General features: G+C 31.2%; 9 protein-coding genes and 1 rRNA gene. 3 read left to right on the top strand and 7 right to left on the bottom strand.

Annotation, left to right across the window (positions count from 1 at the left end; genetic code table 11):
• A partial coding sequence (locus RH98_RS15485; RefSeq protein ID WP_010255550.1) for a glycerophosphodiester phosphodiesterase occupies positions 1-219 on the top strand: 219 nt, incomplete at its 5' end.
• Positions 220-296: 77 nt separating this feature from the next.
• Here RH98_RS15485 and RH98_RS12840 read toward each other — a convergent pair.
• The 3 genes from RH98_RS12840 to RH98_RS12830 form a co-directional block, all read right to left on the bottom strand.
• Positions 297-1,766: an SLC13 family permease gene (locus RH98_RS12840; protein ID WP_010255547.1), complete on the bottom strand. Its 1,470-nt coding sequence runs from the start codon at positions 1,764-1,766 to the stop codon at positions 297-299.
• Positions 1,767-1,902: 136 nt separating this feature from the next.
• Positions 1,903-5,100, bottom strand: a complete 3,198-nt coding sequence (locus RH98_RS12835) for a TonB-dependent receptor (protein WP_010255545.1) — start codon at positions 5,098-5,100, stop codon at positions 1,903-1,905.
• A 142-nt stretch (positions 5,101-5,242) separates the two neighbouring features.
• On the bottom strand, positions 5,243-7,609 hold the full coding sequence (locus tag RH98_RS12830) for an outer membrane beta-barrel family protein (RefSeq protein WP_010255544.1): 2,367 nt from the start codon (positions 7,607-7,609) through the stop codon (positions 5,243-5,245).
• A 122-nt stretch (positions 7,610-7,731) separates the two neighbouring features.
• Here RH98_RS12830 and RH98_RS12825 point away from each other — a divergent pair, with 122 nt between their 5' ends.
• Together RH98_RS12825 and RH98_RS12820 are read left to right on the top strand one after the other, a co-directional pair.
• Positions 7,732-9,054 (top strand): sensor histidine kinase, encoded by a 1,323-nt coding sequence (locus RH98_RS12825; RefSeq protein ID WP_026038898.1) that lies wholly within the window; start codon positions 7,732-7,734, stop codon positions 9,052-9,054.
• Positions 9,047-9,724 (top strand): response regulator transcription factor, encoded by a 678-nt coding sequence (locus RH98_RS12820; RefSeq protein ID WP_010255540.1) that lies wholly within the window; start codon positions 9,047-9,049, stop codon positions 9,722-9,724. The genes RH98_RS12825 and RH98_RS12820 overlap by 8 nt, the downstream gene beginning before the upstream one ends.
• Here the strand turns inward: RH98_RS12820 and RH98_RS12815 are convergent.
• The 4 genes from RH98_RS12815 to rrf all read right to left on the bottom strand — a co-directional run bounded on the left by RH98_RS12815 (position 9,706) and on the right by rrf (position 14,718).
• Entirely contained in the window at positions 9,706-10,542 is an 837-nt protein-coding gene (locus RH98_RS12815; protein ID WP_141629444.1) for a tetratricopeptide repeat protein, read from the bottom strand. The two genes, RH98_RS12820 and RH98_RS12815, sit on opposite strands and share 19 nt — an antisense overlap.
• Before the next feature lies 1 nt (position 10,543).
• Positions 10,544-11,137: a peptide deformylase gene (gene def / locus RH98_RS12810; RefSeq protein ID WP_010255535.1), complete on the bottom strand. Its 594-nt coding sequence runs from the start codon at positions 11,135-11,137 to the stop codon at positions 10,544-10,546.
• Between the two features lie 116 nt (positions 11,138-11,253).
• The gene (locus tag RH98_RS12805; RefSeq protein WP_010255533.1) at positions 11,254-14,493 is read right to left on the bottom strand and encodes an AsmA family protein; all 3,240 of its coding nucleotides are present in this window, start codon (positions 14,491-14,493) and stop codon (positions 11,254-11,256) included.
• A 115-nt stretch (positions 14,494-14,608) separates the two neighbouring features.
• Positions 14,609-14,718 (bottom strand): 5S ribosomal RNA (rrf, locus tag RH98_RS12800).
• Positions 14,719-14,811: the final 93 nt, after the last annotated feature.

The raw sequence follows: 14,811 nt of genomic DNA, 5'->3' as shown, positions 1-14,811 counted from the left end.
ACACGTAGTATCCTGCTGACGCTATTTCTTTTGCCCATGATATTAATGCGGTCGCAATTAATCCTTATTTCAAAAAAACTTAACGAGAAAAATACTGCTAAAATAAAAGAGGCAAATCTAAAAATATATCCTTGGACTGTTAATGATGAAAAAGACATCCAAAAAATGAAAGAATTAAAGGTAGATGGGATTATCACTAATTTTCCAGAGAGAATCTAGCTATCGCTATAATTTAAAAAAACAGAGGCTGTGCAATAATTTGCACAGCCTCTGTTTTTTATTATCCTTATATTTTATTACATATAATCAAAAAATGTAGTAAAGTGTTGTAGTAATAACACCCACAATATTATAATAATCGTACCGATTACAGCACCAAACATCCCTCCTAACCTAAAGTCTTTTTGCTTAAGTAATCCTGTACCAAATACAATAGCATTTGGAGGAGTAGAAACTGGTAAGAATAGTCCACAAGATGAACACAATCCTACCACAAGACCTACTGGTAATAACTGCTCAGGAGGTAATACAATGGCTGCAATATTAATTACAATTGTCGCCGTAGCTGTACTACTCATTATATTCGAAAACAATACAGTAACTAAGGCAAAAATAATCATCATCACTATCATATTGAATTCCATTCCAGCTAGGAACTGTGAATAATAAGGAGCTAATAATTCTTTAATAGCCATCCCTAAAGCAAGACCTCCAGCTACAAGCATTAAGGTGTCCCAAGGTAAACGTCTTACATCTTCAGCAGTAATTATCCCTAACATAGGTAAGAACATAATAGGAACCATTGCTGCCCCTGCCGTAGGTATATTTAGACGACTTCCAAACATCCACATCCCTACAGTAATCACAAGAATTATCACAACTATTAAGCGTTGTAAGCGCATTGTGTTTGTTAAGTCTAGTGCTTTATTAACGAAAGACACATCTAGTCCTTTTACCTTTGATGTATATTTTTTAACTACTGCAAACCAGAATCCTACCAATAGAATACTAGCCGGCACAAACCCTAAGAAGAACCACTGTGTAAAACTGACATCAAAGCCTTTTGACTTTAATACGTTTACTACAATTAAGTTTGGTGGAGTAGATACCATACTCATCATCCCAGCAAAAGTAGCTGCAGCAGGAATACTCACTAAAATCGCTTTGGACATTAACGAATCTTTTCCTTCTCTATCTATTAAAGGCATTACAGATGCAAGAATCATTGCAGCTGTCGCAGTATTTGATATAATTAATGATAAGGCAGAGGTTACTATGATAATTCCCAATACAAGTGTATTAGGGTTTGATCCAAAAATAGCAATAGTCTTTTTAAATAAAGACAAGTCTAAGTTTGTTTTACGCATCCCCTCACTCAAGAAGAAACCTCCTAAAAATATCCAAATAACACTGTCTGACCAAGTGGCGGATATCTCTTGTGGCGAAATAGTAGCTCCCTCCATATTCCCCATTGTATAGACTAAGAAACCAATAATCATAATCCCTACCGCAAAGGGTGGAATAGCTTCTGTAGCCCATAATAAAATGGAGAAAATTAAAATAAACATTGTGTAAGTCTGCGCTTCTGTAAATACATCTGGAGCCAAAAAGTAGGTTCCTAAAAAAGCTGCTAACAACGAAAAGAAGAAAATTCCAATTCTCGTTTTGATATTCCACATATTCCAAGAAGCCTCAATTAACAGCTCACTATAGAATCGAATACCAGTTCTAATCTTGCGAATCTTGTCGAAATAGTCAAATTCCATAACCCCTAAAATTTAACTGTTAAAATTACAACATTTCTAATCACAATACCACCCTTCATTCTCAATTAATGAATAAAAAAGGGAACCTTTATAAGATTCCCTTTTCTCTATCTATTATCACACTTTAGTTATGTTTTTAGAAACTATACTTAAGTCCAATTTGAATTTGATATGGATTTCCTGTTTTTATTGGAATTCCTTTAGTATTCACTCTATAGTTAAATTGTTGAGTAGATTGATCAAAGCCTGGAAGAGCTTCTTTGTCTCCTTTTTTCGGTACTCCTAACGCATAAAGTGCTTGCGTTTGTACTGATTTATTAACTCCCCAATCTTTATTTAATAAGTTGGCAACGTTAAAAATATCACCTGATATTTCAAATTTGTGTTTCCCTTTTACCACAAATGTTTTTGCAATACGCAAATCAAATACCCCATAGAAACCATTCTTACCTCCATTGCGCTCAGCTACCTTACCATAACTTTTTTCTATATACTTTTTCAGACTATTACTTACTTCTGGATTATCTAATATTGCCTGTAAGCCAGCTTTAATATGATCAGGAGTATTAGGACTATTAATATCAAATACGTAAGCTAAATCATTTGTTCCACTTACAAAATCTCCATTTGTATTACCCCCTGATAATAAACTATATCTCGTACCTCCAATCCCTGAAAAACGCACACCTACATTAATTCCATAAAAACTTGGTGCATTTCCATAAACTACGATCTTATGTCTAAAGTGATTATTCGAATAACTCATTCTACTTAAGTCACGTGGATCATCTACTACTGGAAGTCCTAGTGTAGCAGAGTTAGCAACGTTACCATTGTAAGAGGTATTATCTTTTGTCGAGTTCCATGTATAGCTGATTGCTATTTCTCCATCTTTATAATAGTTGTAATTAGTATCAAATACTAAAGCGAAATTATTCACTTTACCTTCACTTACTAATTCTAAAACACGACCTAATTTATCAGATTTTCTACCTAACTTCCAATCAGAAGCACCATTTGCTAAAATAGTGTTCGCTGGAACATATACACCTCTACCTCCTTCGTTCTCTAATGTAAAGAATGGCTTATCCACCATATTTCTGTCTTTGTAGAAATAGTTATTTCTAGCCAAGTTCATATATCCCGTTACTCCCACTCTAAAACGGTTATTAAAAAAGTGAGTATAAGATACGTTTGCCTTATAGACCATTGGTACTTTTGCATCTTTACCAGTAAAGTTAATTGTACTTATTTGATGTTCTGACAAGGTAGGTACAGAATTCTTATCTCTTCTGTAAGCATCAAAATCAGGAGTAGGAACTGCATCTCCCATTACATCTACCGTAGCCAATTTGCTACCATCAAATGTCAAATTATTAATAACTGCATAATTATTAATATCAGAACCAAATATACCAGCACCTAAACGAATAATGTCAGTATTAGCTTCATTAATATTCCAGTTAAATTGAATGCGTGGCTGAATAATTAATGAGTTAAAACTATTGTTCGTTTTTAATCCTAACTCGTCATATACTAATTGATTAAATTTAGCTTTAGGGTAAACTGCATAATCCATGCGCAATCCAACTGTCATATCTAACCCTGGCATTAATAACGTTTGCATTTGTCCATAAATACCGGCATTGAAAATATTGCCATTTACAGTAAGATCATCTACTAATGGTACTTCTCTATAAAAACGATAAGGTTTTAAGTTATTAAAATTGTCCATTGATGAAGTACCTAAGGTTGGGTCAGTATTAAAATGAAAGCGTCCATTTACTTCACTACCATAAATTGACTTCGATCCTGTATGCATTAAATCGATACCAAAAGTATAATTGATCTTATCAGTTTTATAATATAAGTTATTCACTAATTGAAAGACATTATTAGTAAACTTTTCTTGTGCAAAACGATGTCCTCCAATTTGGATATTTGCAGATCGAACTCCATCACCGATATTCGAAGTAACGTTTTCAACAATAGCTCTAGGTATATTCCAACTTGGTAATTCATCACCTGGGTAACTGTCTTGAAAAGTATGTAGATATTGAAATTTCAATTCATTCGTTAACTTTGGATTAATGTTAGTTCTCAAAGTAGCAAGCAAACTATTATCAATACTTTTGTCATTTGCAAAAGACTCATAAAGGTTAATCTGTGTATTATCACCAAGACCTAAAGGATTGCGGTCACTGGTAAAGTTATTTCTAATCGTCAATAAATTGTCTTCATTAATCTGCCAATCTAAACGCAGAAAAGCTGCATCCGAATTTCTACGCTTATTAAATGATCCATATTGTGGTTTATCAGATACGCCATATTTATTACGAGCTATCCCTACAAATTGGTCTAAAGTTTCATTCGTCACACCATATCTATCTTCGTCTTCACGACCTCTGATATCTGCTATAAATAAAGAGCGAGCATCCAGCTGATGATCCCAAGCTAAAAAGAAATGCAATTTATCTTTTATAATAGGGCCACTTAATGTCAATCCATATTGATACGTAGAGTAATCAGCATTACCTCTTCTATTACCATTAATATCATAAGGACTCGACAACCAGTCAGAACGCATATAGGTAAAAGCAGAACCAGAGAATTCATTTGTCCCAGATTTTGTTACAGCACTTACTGTTCCACCTCCACTGCGTCCTAAGGTAACATCATATTGATTTGTAACAACTTTAAACTCGCGGACAGCCTCCATAGATATTGAATATGGTGCACCACTTCTACTAGTAGTAGCTCCCCCAGAAGTTGGATTCTTTGCAGTAGTACCATCAATAGTAAAGTTAACTGACGATCCTAATTGTCCTCCTATAGAGCCCCCATTCGCTAAAGGAGAAAGATCTGTTAGATTAGAAAAATTACGACCATTAATAGGCAAGTTTTTAATCGTATTAGCGGAGAACATTGTAGCTGCACCTAGTGCCTCTTTTTGATTTTTCAAACTTTTCCCTTCTATTACAATCTCATCTAAATGTTCTTCTTCTACTCCTAAGTATAAATCAACGAAAACACTATCTCCTTGATTTAAATAATACCCTGACTTTTTAAATTCATTTCCATTTTGGTCATGAGCTAAAACAATATAGGGTCCCCCAAGAGGAATTTCTTTAAACATAAACTGCCCACTAGCATTTGTTTTTGTTCTTGTAGTGAACCCTGTAGAGGAATTTCTAATGACTACTTCAACTCCTTGTTGGATAGCATTCCCTTCTAAGACCATTCCTTGTATGGATGCCTGCGTAGTTTGAGCTATTGCTGTCACTCCATAAAAAAGGAGAGTGACAAAAAATAATAATTGTAATTTTAGTTTCATACTATCTAGTTATATTTTAATAGACATAAAACTAGACTTCGCATATTATCCTAATATTTTGCAAACAACAATTAAAGAATATCCTTTCTCAAATAATCATATCTATTCTTTAAACTATTGTTTCCAAATCTTAAATTTAAAATCACAATCTGTTTTTCTCTTCAAAATCAATATCTTTTAAATCGTGTTTTACCTTATTATTTCCAAAATTATACTTAAATGATATAGCAAATCCTTGTGTATCGCTATAGTCTTTGAAATAATTATTTTGGTTGGCATAATTAGTACTTATAATCTGTCTATCGCTGCCGAATATATTATATACATATAAGTTAGCTGAAAGCTTATTTTTTATAAAATCTCTACTCATAATAAAGTCCGTACGCTGATAGCTACTAATTCTAAATGTTCCTTGAATATCAGGAGTACTATAATTATAAATTACCATGGCTTTCCAATTACTGTTTTTATCTAAGTTAACTGAAGCAGATAATCTTCCCATCATTCCGAAAACATCATTTTTATACAATTTATTATCTATACCATAAAAATAGTCTTCTTTATACCCTATAACAATGTAACTATTCAATACTAACCACTCACCAATTTTATAAGGAGCATTTAACTGTAACCCTATTTGTTGTCTTTTGTCAATATTAGTATAATTATATACTAGCATTCGATTTTCTTCTTCTTGATAAGAGATCTCCATGGAAGGCTTAATTTCTTTCATATAAATTAATTCAGCACTCCACTCTTTATAATCATAACTCAACGTGAAAACATGATTAATAGCTGGTTTCAAATCAGGGTCTCCTTTAAAATAAGAAAATAAGCTATAATAACTTTTTGCTGGATTCATCCACGAATATGAAGGTCGCTCAATACGCTTGCCATAAGAAAACACTAAATCTTGATTCTCATTAATATCATACTTAATATATAACGTTGGAAAAAGTTTAAAGTAAGATTGCTTTTCATTTCCAACTCCACTACTTGAAGTTTTTATTCCTGTATATTCTCCTCTTAGTCCTGTTTTTAATTGCCATTTATCCCACTTTTTTGTATAAGATGTATAAGCAGCCCAGTTCATTTCTTGATAGTCAAAAATATTACTCTTGTCTTTGTTAAATATTGGTTGATTTACTTGTCGTTCAAAAAAGTCTAAAGTGTATAATGCTTTTACAATACTAAATTTTCCTCCTAATTCCCATTTAGTATTTTCTTTATCTACACTATAATCGACTCCCGAAACAGCTAATCGCGTAAGTGCATTATTTTTAGTAGCAAAAAACTCCTCAGATGGCTCTTTCCCCTTAAAGTTAAGTTGGGTTAATACTTCTTGATTATCATCTTGATCATCATAAGAAAAATAAGAGGACCACAATAATTTCTTGTTCTTATTAATTTGTTTCTCCAGCATAAAATACCCCATGTAATCCACCATATTAGAGCGCTTCTTATTAAATGTAGTATAGTTCGATTCTACACTATTTTCTTTATTATAGATTAGGGTAGGAATCACAAAATCTCCTTTTGTTTGTTCATTGACAAAACCATTTCCTCCAATTGTTAATACTAGTGTACTGTCAATCTTAATATCTAATTCACTTTGAAAATTATGTCTTCCCAATGACTTATTTATACGAGTCAAATCAGTATTCCAACGCTCACCATTTTCATAAATGACATTATCAATATTATATCTAGCAGTAGTCCCCTGACCAAAAGAGTAACTAGCTGACAAATTTATCTTGTCATTACTATAGGTATGTTGTGTACCGGTAGCATTAAAAGCGTATGTTGACTGTTTAAATCGATTACTTATACTCCCTTTATATCCTAGACTTAAATTCTTTTTTAATTTAATATTTAAGACAGCTGCTCCTTCTGCATCATATTTTGCAGGTGGATTAGTAATTACTTCTATAGAATCGACTAGCGTGCCATCTGTATTTTCTAGCATTTCTTTTAATTGCTCACCAGTAAGCATAACTCTTTTGTCATTAATTGTGACTAGAATATTTTGGCTACCTCGTATAGCAATATTATCCCCAAGTGAAGTTACACCAGGAGTTTGCTTTACGATATCCCATGCATTTGTAGTTGCAAGAGGTGTATCCTGAACATTAAATACCAATCTATCAATTTCTCTCTTAATTGTTGGACGCTTTGAAGTAATGACTACTTCATCCATCACAGTATTATCTTCCTCTAATACTATTGTAACAAATTCGTTATTACTTATTACTGTATTTTGCGTTTGATAACCAACATAAGAAAATTGCAATTGACTTATATTAGATGAAGGAATTACAAAGTCTCCATTCTCATCGCTTAACACAACACTTTCTTCTTTCCCATCTTTATCCAAGCCAATTACATTGACAAATGACAGCACCTCGGCTTCCTTGTTTATTACTTTTCCTCTAATTGAATTTTGTTGCTCTTGTCCAAGCATGAAAAAACTGATTAATAAACAAAACCATGTTATAATTACTTTACTCATCGTTATAATTTTTATACAAACTTCGATGACTTCTTCAATAATACTGGTTAATAGAGGGTTAATGAAGGGTTAACAGAAAAAGAGATTCATTACACTATTAGTTATTTACTTTACATTTGTATATGATGTATTCGAAATCTAAATATTATTTAACTGCATTCTGTCTATTTTACCTTCTTTTACTAGGTGTAATATGCTATTATTTCTATAATGCCTATCAACTAAAAGAAAAGTCTTTAATTACAGAAGTGCATACTACAATTGATGCTTTCGAAGAAACACCTGCCTTCAGAAAGATAGAAGTTAAAAAAGACAATGAACTTTATAAAGAGTTACAAAAACTTATCATTGGAAAAGTAACTCTAGATGAGATAAAACAAAGTAAACAAACTTTTATAGCAAAGAACAACAATATACTAAGCCATTGCATAGATAGTATATTCGCTCCAACAAATTATGATGTCGCAATAAAATACGTTGTTACAAGCATTTACCTTATCAAAGAAGAAAAAGAATTGCTTGAAAGCCCCTTTACTGTAATGGAAACAAACAACAAGGTGGTAACGACCTATAAAATTAATACGTCAACTTGGGAGGTAGAAAATAGTAGTGTTACTACAGACATTGATGATGCAGAACCAGATTACAATCATCATTTCATTATTTCACAAAGTCAATACACAGATATTAAGAATATAAATAAGATCATATTTTTATCTTTAGCACCACTTCTTATCTCTTCAATACTAATATGTATTTTTATATTATTGCTGTACTACATCACTTACAAAACAATAAAGCAAAAAGAAGAAGAAGTTGTTAGTTTACACAATATGGTAGACAATCTCACACATGAATTCAAACTGCCTATCGCCACGCTAAAATATGGATGTGCTAATCTTGAAAAAGAATATGACTCTCCAACTATAGCCTTACTCAAAAGACAAATTGATCGGCTAGATAGATTACAAACAACGCTGACATCTGACAAAGTAGAGGATCATACTTATTTTAGTAAAGAAGACTTTTTTGCCATTGAAAAAGATTTTCGACTAAACTTTTCAGATGTTTCTTTTTCTTTTGAATGGAAAAATAATGAAAAGGAGATTCCATTTTCAAAGACCTCAATTGAAACGTTGCTGCTAAATATAATTGAAAATGGTGCAAAATATGGAGGTACAGCAATAAACTGTACATTACTATATACTAAAAATAAAATAGAAATAACAATCAATGACAACGGAATAGGAATTGAAGCTAAGCAACAACAACATATCTTTAAAAAATTCTATCGCGTGATCTATAATAATGTTCATACAACTAAAGGATTGGGAATTGGCTTATATCAAGTCCAGCAAATAGTAAAATCACTTAAAGGTACAATCACTATAGATAGTAAGTTAAATATCGGTACAACTTTTAAAATTACATTACGTTATGTATAAATTATTACTTGTAGAAGACGATATCGATTATGGTACTGTTATACAACAGTACTTAAGTATTTGTAGATTTGAAATAGAGTGGCTTTCTACTCCTGAACGAGTAATTGAGCTAATTACTAATAACTCTTTTGACCTAGCTATATTAGATATTATGTTGCCTCAAAAAGATGGCTTTACACTCTCTAAAGAGATAAGCGCTTTAAAGCCTACAATGCCTTTTTTATTCTTAACAGCTAAGAATCAAAATATAGATCGTCTGATGGGTTTAAAACTAGGTGCTGACGATTATATATCTAAAACCTGTGACCCTGAAGAACTAAAATTGCGCATTGAAAATATTTTAAAAAGAAATTTAATAACTAAAAAGGAAGAATACTACTTAAGTAGTTATCACTTTATTCCTTCTCAATTAAAACTTTCCCATTCAAAAGAAACTTTTCGCCTTACAGAGAGAGAAAAGGATCTGCTGTTACTGCTTATTCAACATAATAAAAAAGTGATTTCACGCGAAGAAATTTTAAAGAACCTATGGTCTTCAGCAGATTATTTTAATGGAAGAAGTTTGGATGTTTTCGTTACACGTCTCAGAAAATATTTAAGACATGATGACAATATTAAAATCACGAGTATTAGAGGAGTTGGCTTTGAAGTTTATTTATCACTAAAATAGTCGACATACTTTTTTATAAACTCATCCTCAAGTATGTTTTGATTCTTAATACTTTTAAAAGCTTTTAGGCTTTTATCTTTCCACTCTTTATTTTTAGTTTCTTCATAAAGGTGGTAACTTGCTATTGCAAAATGTGCATTATAATCATCTAATTGCCCAAACATTACCTCACATTTTTCAAAGTAAGCTATAGCTTGTGCATATTTATTCTGTTTAGTCAGCAAAATACCTTTTATTAACCATATCTCATTCTTTTTGCTTTCTGTATAATTTCCCTCCTTAATATATTTTTTCTCTGCTATCTCTATATTATCAAAAGCATTATCAAAGTCACCAATACTCGTGCCTGTCAGACCTATTCCAAAATATCCAATTGGGCTTTCAGGAAAATACTGTATAATATCTTCATAAATTTTGCGTGATAAATCAATATTGCTTATTCTAAGAGATGCTTCTGCTAGTTCTCCTTTAAAGAGTACGTTGGGTTTCACAGCCAAACTGTCCGCAAAGTAATAATACAGAAATGCAGCTTTATCTTTTCCTTGTTTAGTGAGTGAAACTCCAGTCAAAAAATAAGCATCACATAAAGACTTATCTTCTTTAATTATATTAAAGAAAACTTTACCTGCTGTATTTACATACTCAGGATTATTAAGCAGTTTATAACCTATTTTATACTGTTCAAGTATTTCGTTATTACTGGTTTTACATTCCAAATTATACTCATCAAAAAGCTCACTCTCCGCAATGTTTTGACTATATAGATTTACATATGAAAAAAGATAAATTGCAATCGCTATAAAGAAATACTTACTCATTTTATTTTTTATAAACAAGCTCTCCTGTAGGTGAAGCATTAAAATATTCATTTTCAATTTGTTCTTCTATACGTTGAGGAAAAAGGACTCCATTCAAATGATCATACTCATGCTGTAAAATTACTGCAGTAAATCCCTCAATTACTTCTTGAAAATGCGTTCCTTCTAAATCGTAATATGTAATCTGAATCGCTAAACTACGCACTACATTCTCATACACATCAGGAATAGATAAACAACCTTCTTCACCAACGCGTTTAATTTTTGAATACCAGACAATTTCAGGATTAATAAAGAATTCAAAAGGATTATTTTTTTTATCCATGCGCTGTGCTAAAAACACACGTCTATTAATACCAACTTGTGGTGCTGCTATTCCTACACCTGGTTTATCTTCGTCTTTAACTGTAGCATAAAGTTTTGAGATAAGTAGTTTTAAATTTGGATCTCTCGGGTCAATAGGTTCCGATTTTTTTAAAAGAATTTCATTTTCAGACTCATCTGTAGTTTGTAACACTCGTAGAGGTTTACGAATGTCATCATCCATTTTTAAAATAGCAACTTCAAATTCTGCTAGTGGAGTATACTTATCCATTTAATTGTCAACTTTATTATTCTTCAAAGATATTCATTAGATTTAAAAGTAAAATAAAAAAAGCCTCAAATAGTTAGATACTACTTGAGGCTTTCTTGTACTTCTTTATTTGTACTTTACTTTTCAGATTCTATTTTTGCTTCTACATTTTCTGCAGAATTCTCATTAGTTTCCGTTTCAATTTCTGGTAGAGGATCATTAACTGATTTTATTTCATATTTCTCATCATCATCCTCGTCATCATCTTGTCCATTCTGACCTAATACATCACTAGCTTTATATCTGCCTAGTTTAATATTAAAATCCTCTGAATTACCAGTAATACGCATTGGTATTCCAATAATTCCTAATGGTGGTAAGCCTAATCTAAAACCGATGTTTAATTCTCCATCTAAACTAACTTGTCCTTCAAAACGAGGACGGAAGCCTGCCATCTTCATCTTAGTACGTTCAATCGTAATTACATTATCTTTGATCGTTGAGTTAATATTTACTTTGGATAAAGAACCATTCTCGAGAGATTTAGCGTCTGTCTTTTCAGCAATTCCACCTAATAATTTAAAACCTTTAAACTTAATATCTTCCAAAGTTAAAGATCCACCTCCTACTATAGATTTATAAATAGGAAACATTCCACTATTTAAATCACCTTTTAAACTATAGTCAACAGAAACTTTCCCATAAGCATCTTTGGCCATACTAACCATTTCTTTAAAAATAGGAACTTCTTTATATGCTCTTTGAATATCAAAATCACTAGCAGCTAAATGATAATCGAATTCAGCTTTCTTAAACCCTTTAGGAGCATAATAACCATCCATTCGTACATTTGTACCAATTAAATCAAAAGTCGTGCTATTAAGCTTTATTTTACCACTATCAATTAAAAGTCCTCCTTTAAATTTAGATAGCGTGTAATCAGTATATTTAATATTATCTGCTTCAGCAAGAAAATTTAATTTCCAATTAGAAGGAACTTGAATAACACCACTGTTTTTACTTGCAGTTGTGGAAGTATTTCCAGAAGAAAAAACCATAAACTCATCAATATTCATATAGGGTGATTGCAAAGCAAACTCACCTTCTATTACTTCATCTTTTAAAATATAATTGATAACATTGGTGAGATATCCATTCATATGAAATTTTGAACTTCCATACGTTGCTTCAAATTTTTCAAACTTCATTTTCTCTTTGAAAAATTTAAATACACCTTTCTTAATTAATAAGGGTTTTGGAAAGAGTTCTGAAGTAACAGCTATATTGTCCACTTCAAACATACCTCCATTTTTAAGCTTATCGTATTTACCATTTAAAGCATCGCTTTGTAACCCACTTAAAAATAGATTAGTGATTAGTTTACCTTTTACATCAATACCATCTACTTTAAAAAGTTTATATAAATTACCAATGTTTAACGTTCCTTTTGATTTAACATTATAATTTAAATTATTCAAATTATATAAACTAGCATCTAAATGAAACGATTCTCCACCTAAACTAAAATCAATAGGCAATACTTTAATAGTTAAATCACTTAAAGATCCTCTACTACTTTTAATTAAAGTATGTATATGAATATCTTCTAAAGGCAAGTCAGGAATACGCTCTAATCTAATGTATCCATCAGAAACTTGAATTTCCGCATCTATTACAGGATATTTTTTTCTTTTTGGTTCATATGTACCCTTGACGAATCCTTTAAAGTCAACCAATCCCTTAAGTTCAATATCTTCTATAGGAAGAAATTGCTTTAGATTTTCTAAATCGACTTTTGCTTTTAACGAACCATCTGAACTATAATTTTTTAAATTATAGACATTTAAATATCCATTAATATAGTTATTCATTGCAACTAAATTCAAATCTTTCAATTTGAATTCAATATCTTTATAATTAGAAGTCTCGCTTTTAGCTTCAACATTAAAATTAATATTCTTAATTGCTTCTGGTAATTCCTTCAATTTAAACATTCCATCACTAACAGAAACTTTTAAATCAAATCTAGGAATACTACTGATAACAGTATCTTTTATAGTTTTACGTAAAGTATGGATAGTACGAATATCCTTTGTATAAAGACCTTCTATTTCGCCTCTAGCTTCGAAATTACCGCTCATAGAGAAACCATCAATACCAATTGCACGATTAAACAACTCTAAATTAAGCTTGGAATCAATATTACCTTTTAGTAATAAAGAATCAAGCCCCTTAGAATAAAGAGTTGCTTTAGTTTCCTCACTATCTACAGAAAAACTTAACTTTTGTATATCGAGAATATTTTTTTGTATATCAAGACTAGGTAATGAGAAGTTAAAATCTAAGTTTAAGTTTTCTATCGGTTTTACTAATTCACCGTGTTGAATAAACCCATCTTTTACCTTCAATGATAAATCAACATTAGGACTCAAAGTATCACTAACAACATACTTCCCTTCTAATTTAAAATTACCATCTACAGTTCCTTGCACGATAGTACTTTCTAACCAATCCTGATATTCTGGTGGAACAATAGATAATAATTGTTCTAAACTTGAATCTACTGTTTTTATATCGAACAGCATATCATACCCGTTTTCAATGAATGCAAATTTTCCCTTAAAATCTACAGGTAAGTTTTTAATACGAATATCATTTTTTTCAAATATAAAAGTCAATGATTTAGTATCTATTGATGTTTCTAATTTCGCTAAAATTGGTTTTTCTTTTACGTAATGTACTCCATCAAAATTTAAATCCAAAGATTGTATTCTTATGACACTTTTCAAATCGAATACAGCCTCAGCCATATTTCCTCGTCCTACATAATCAAAATTATCCGCAACAAAACTTAGTTTACTCGCTAAGTCATTATAAATAACATTAGCACCTTTAATTTGAATTCGATTAATCTTTAAATCAAAAGAAGAATCATCTGCCTCCTCCTTCTCCTTAGTTAAAAATAAATTATAATTTGCTAAACCATCTTCATTAACATTAATATTGACATAAGGATTATCAATATAAATTCTGTCAAAACTTAAACTTCCTTTTAAAAGCCCTAATAAATTAATTCCGATACTTACGGATTCAGCTTCGAATAATTTTTCGTTAAACAGCGAATCAACTTGAATTCCCTCAATCATTGGATGCACAATTGTTGCCGTTAATAAAGGAAATTTCTTATAAAAAGAAACTTCTATTTTATCAAATTCAACATTTCCTTCAACTTTTTCGGAAATTATTTCTTCTACTTTATCATTAATAGTTTCACCATAAAAAATAGGAATAAGATACATTGCTAGTAATAACAAACCAACAATACTTCCAAGAATGATACAAACTTTAATTAAAATACTTTTTAATCTACTTGACATATATAATCTAAAAATTGCGTGCAAAGTAACAACTTTTTATCTCAATATGCGCTACAGTTTTTTAATTCTATAAACAAAAAAAATCCCCAACCTCTACGAGATTGGGGATTCAAAAGAAAGGCGGCGACATACTCTCCCACAGTTATGCAGTACCATCTGCGCTAGCGGGCTTAACTTCTCTGTTCGAAATGGGAAGAGGTGAGCCCCGCTGCAATAACCACCTTAAATCGGTTGTTACTTTACGTAACTAATATTTTTAACTATATTGAATAACTTAACTATTATATATTTTTAGAAAGTTGCCCTCCCTCTGAATCA

This window comes from Myroides injenensis M09-0166 (genome assembly GCF_000246945.1).
Classification (GTDB): Bacteria; Bacteroidota; Bacteroidia; order Flavobacteriales; family Flavobacteriaceae; genus Flavobacterium; species Flavobacterium injenense.
The sequence above is the reverse complement of the archived record's forward strand: the minus strand, read 5'-3'. Positions and strand labels throughout refer to the sequence as shown.

What these genes read in the sequence shown, in the direction of transcription:
- def (WP_010255535.1), bottom strand. Translation starts at nt 11,137, where the DNA reads ATGGATAAGTATACTCCACTAGCAGAATTTGAAGTTGCTATTTTAAAA.
- RH98_RS12835 (WP_010255545.1), bottom strand. Translation starts at nt 5,100, where the DNA reads ATGAAACTAAAATTACAATTATTATTTTTTGTCACTCTCCTTTTTTAT.
- RH98_RS12820 (WP_010255540.1), top strand. Translation starts at nt 9,047, where the DNA reads ATGTATAAATTATTACTTGTAGAAGACGATATCGATTATGGTACTGTT.
- RH98_RS12825 (WP_026038898.1), top strand. Translation starts at nt 7,732, where the DNA reads ATGATGTATTCGAAATCTAAATATTATTTAACTGCATTCTGTCTATTT.
- RH98_RS12840 (WP_010255547.1), bottom strand. Translation starts at nt 1,766, where the DNA reads ATGGAATTTGACTATTTCGACAAGATTCGCAAGATTAGAACTGGTATT.
- RH98_RS12830 (WP_010255544.1), bottom strand. Translation starts at nt 7,609, where the DNA reads ATGAGTAAAGTAATTATAACATGGTTTTGTTTATTAATCAGTTTTTTC.
- RH98_RS12815 (WP_141629444.1), bottom strand. Translation starts at nt 10,542, where the DNA reads ATGAGTAAGTATTTCTTTATAGCGATTGCAATTTATCTTTTTTCATAT.
- RH98_RS12805 (WP_010255533.1), bottom strand. Translation starts at nt 14,493, where the DNA reads ATGTCAAGTAGATTAAAAAGTATTTTAATTAAAGTTTGTATCATTCTT.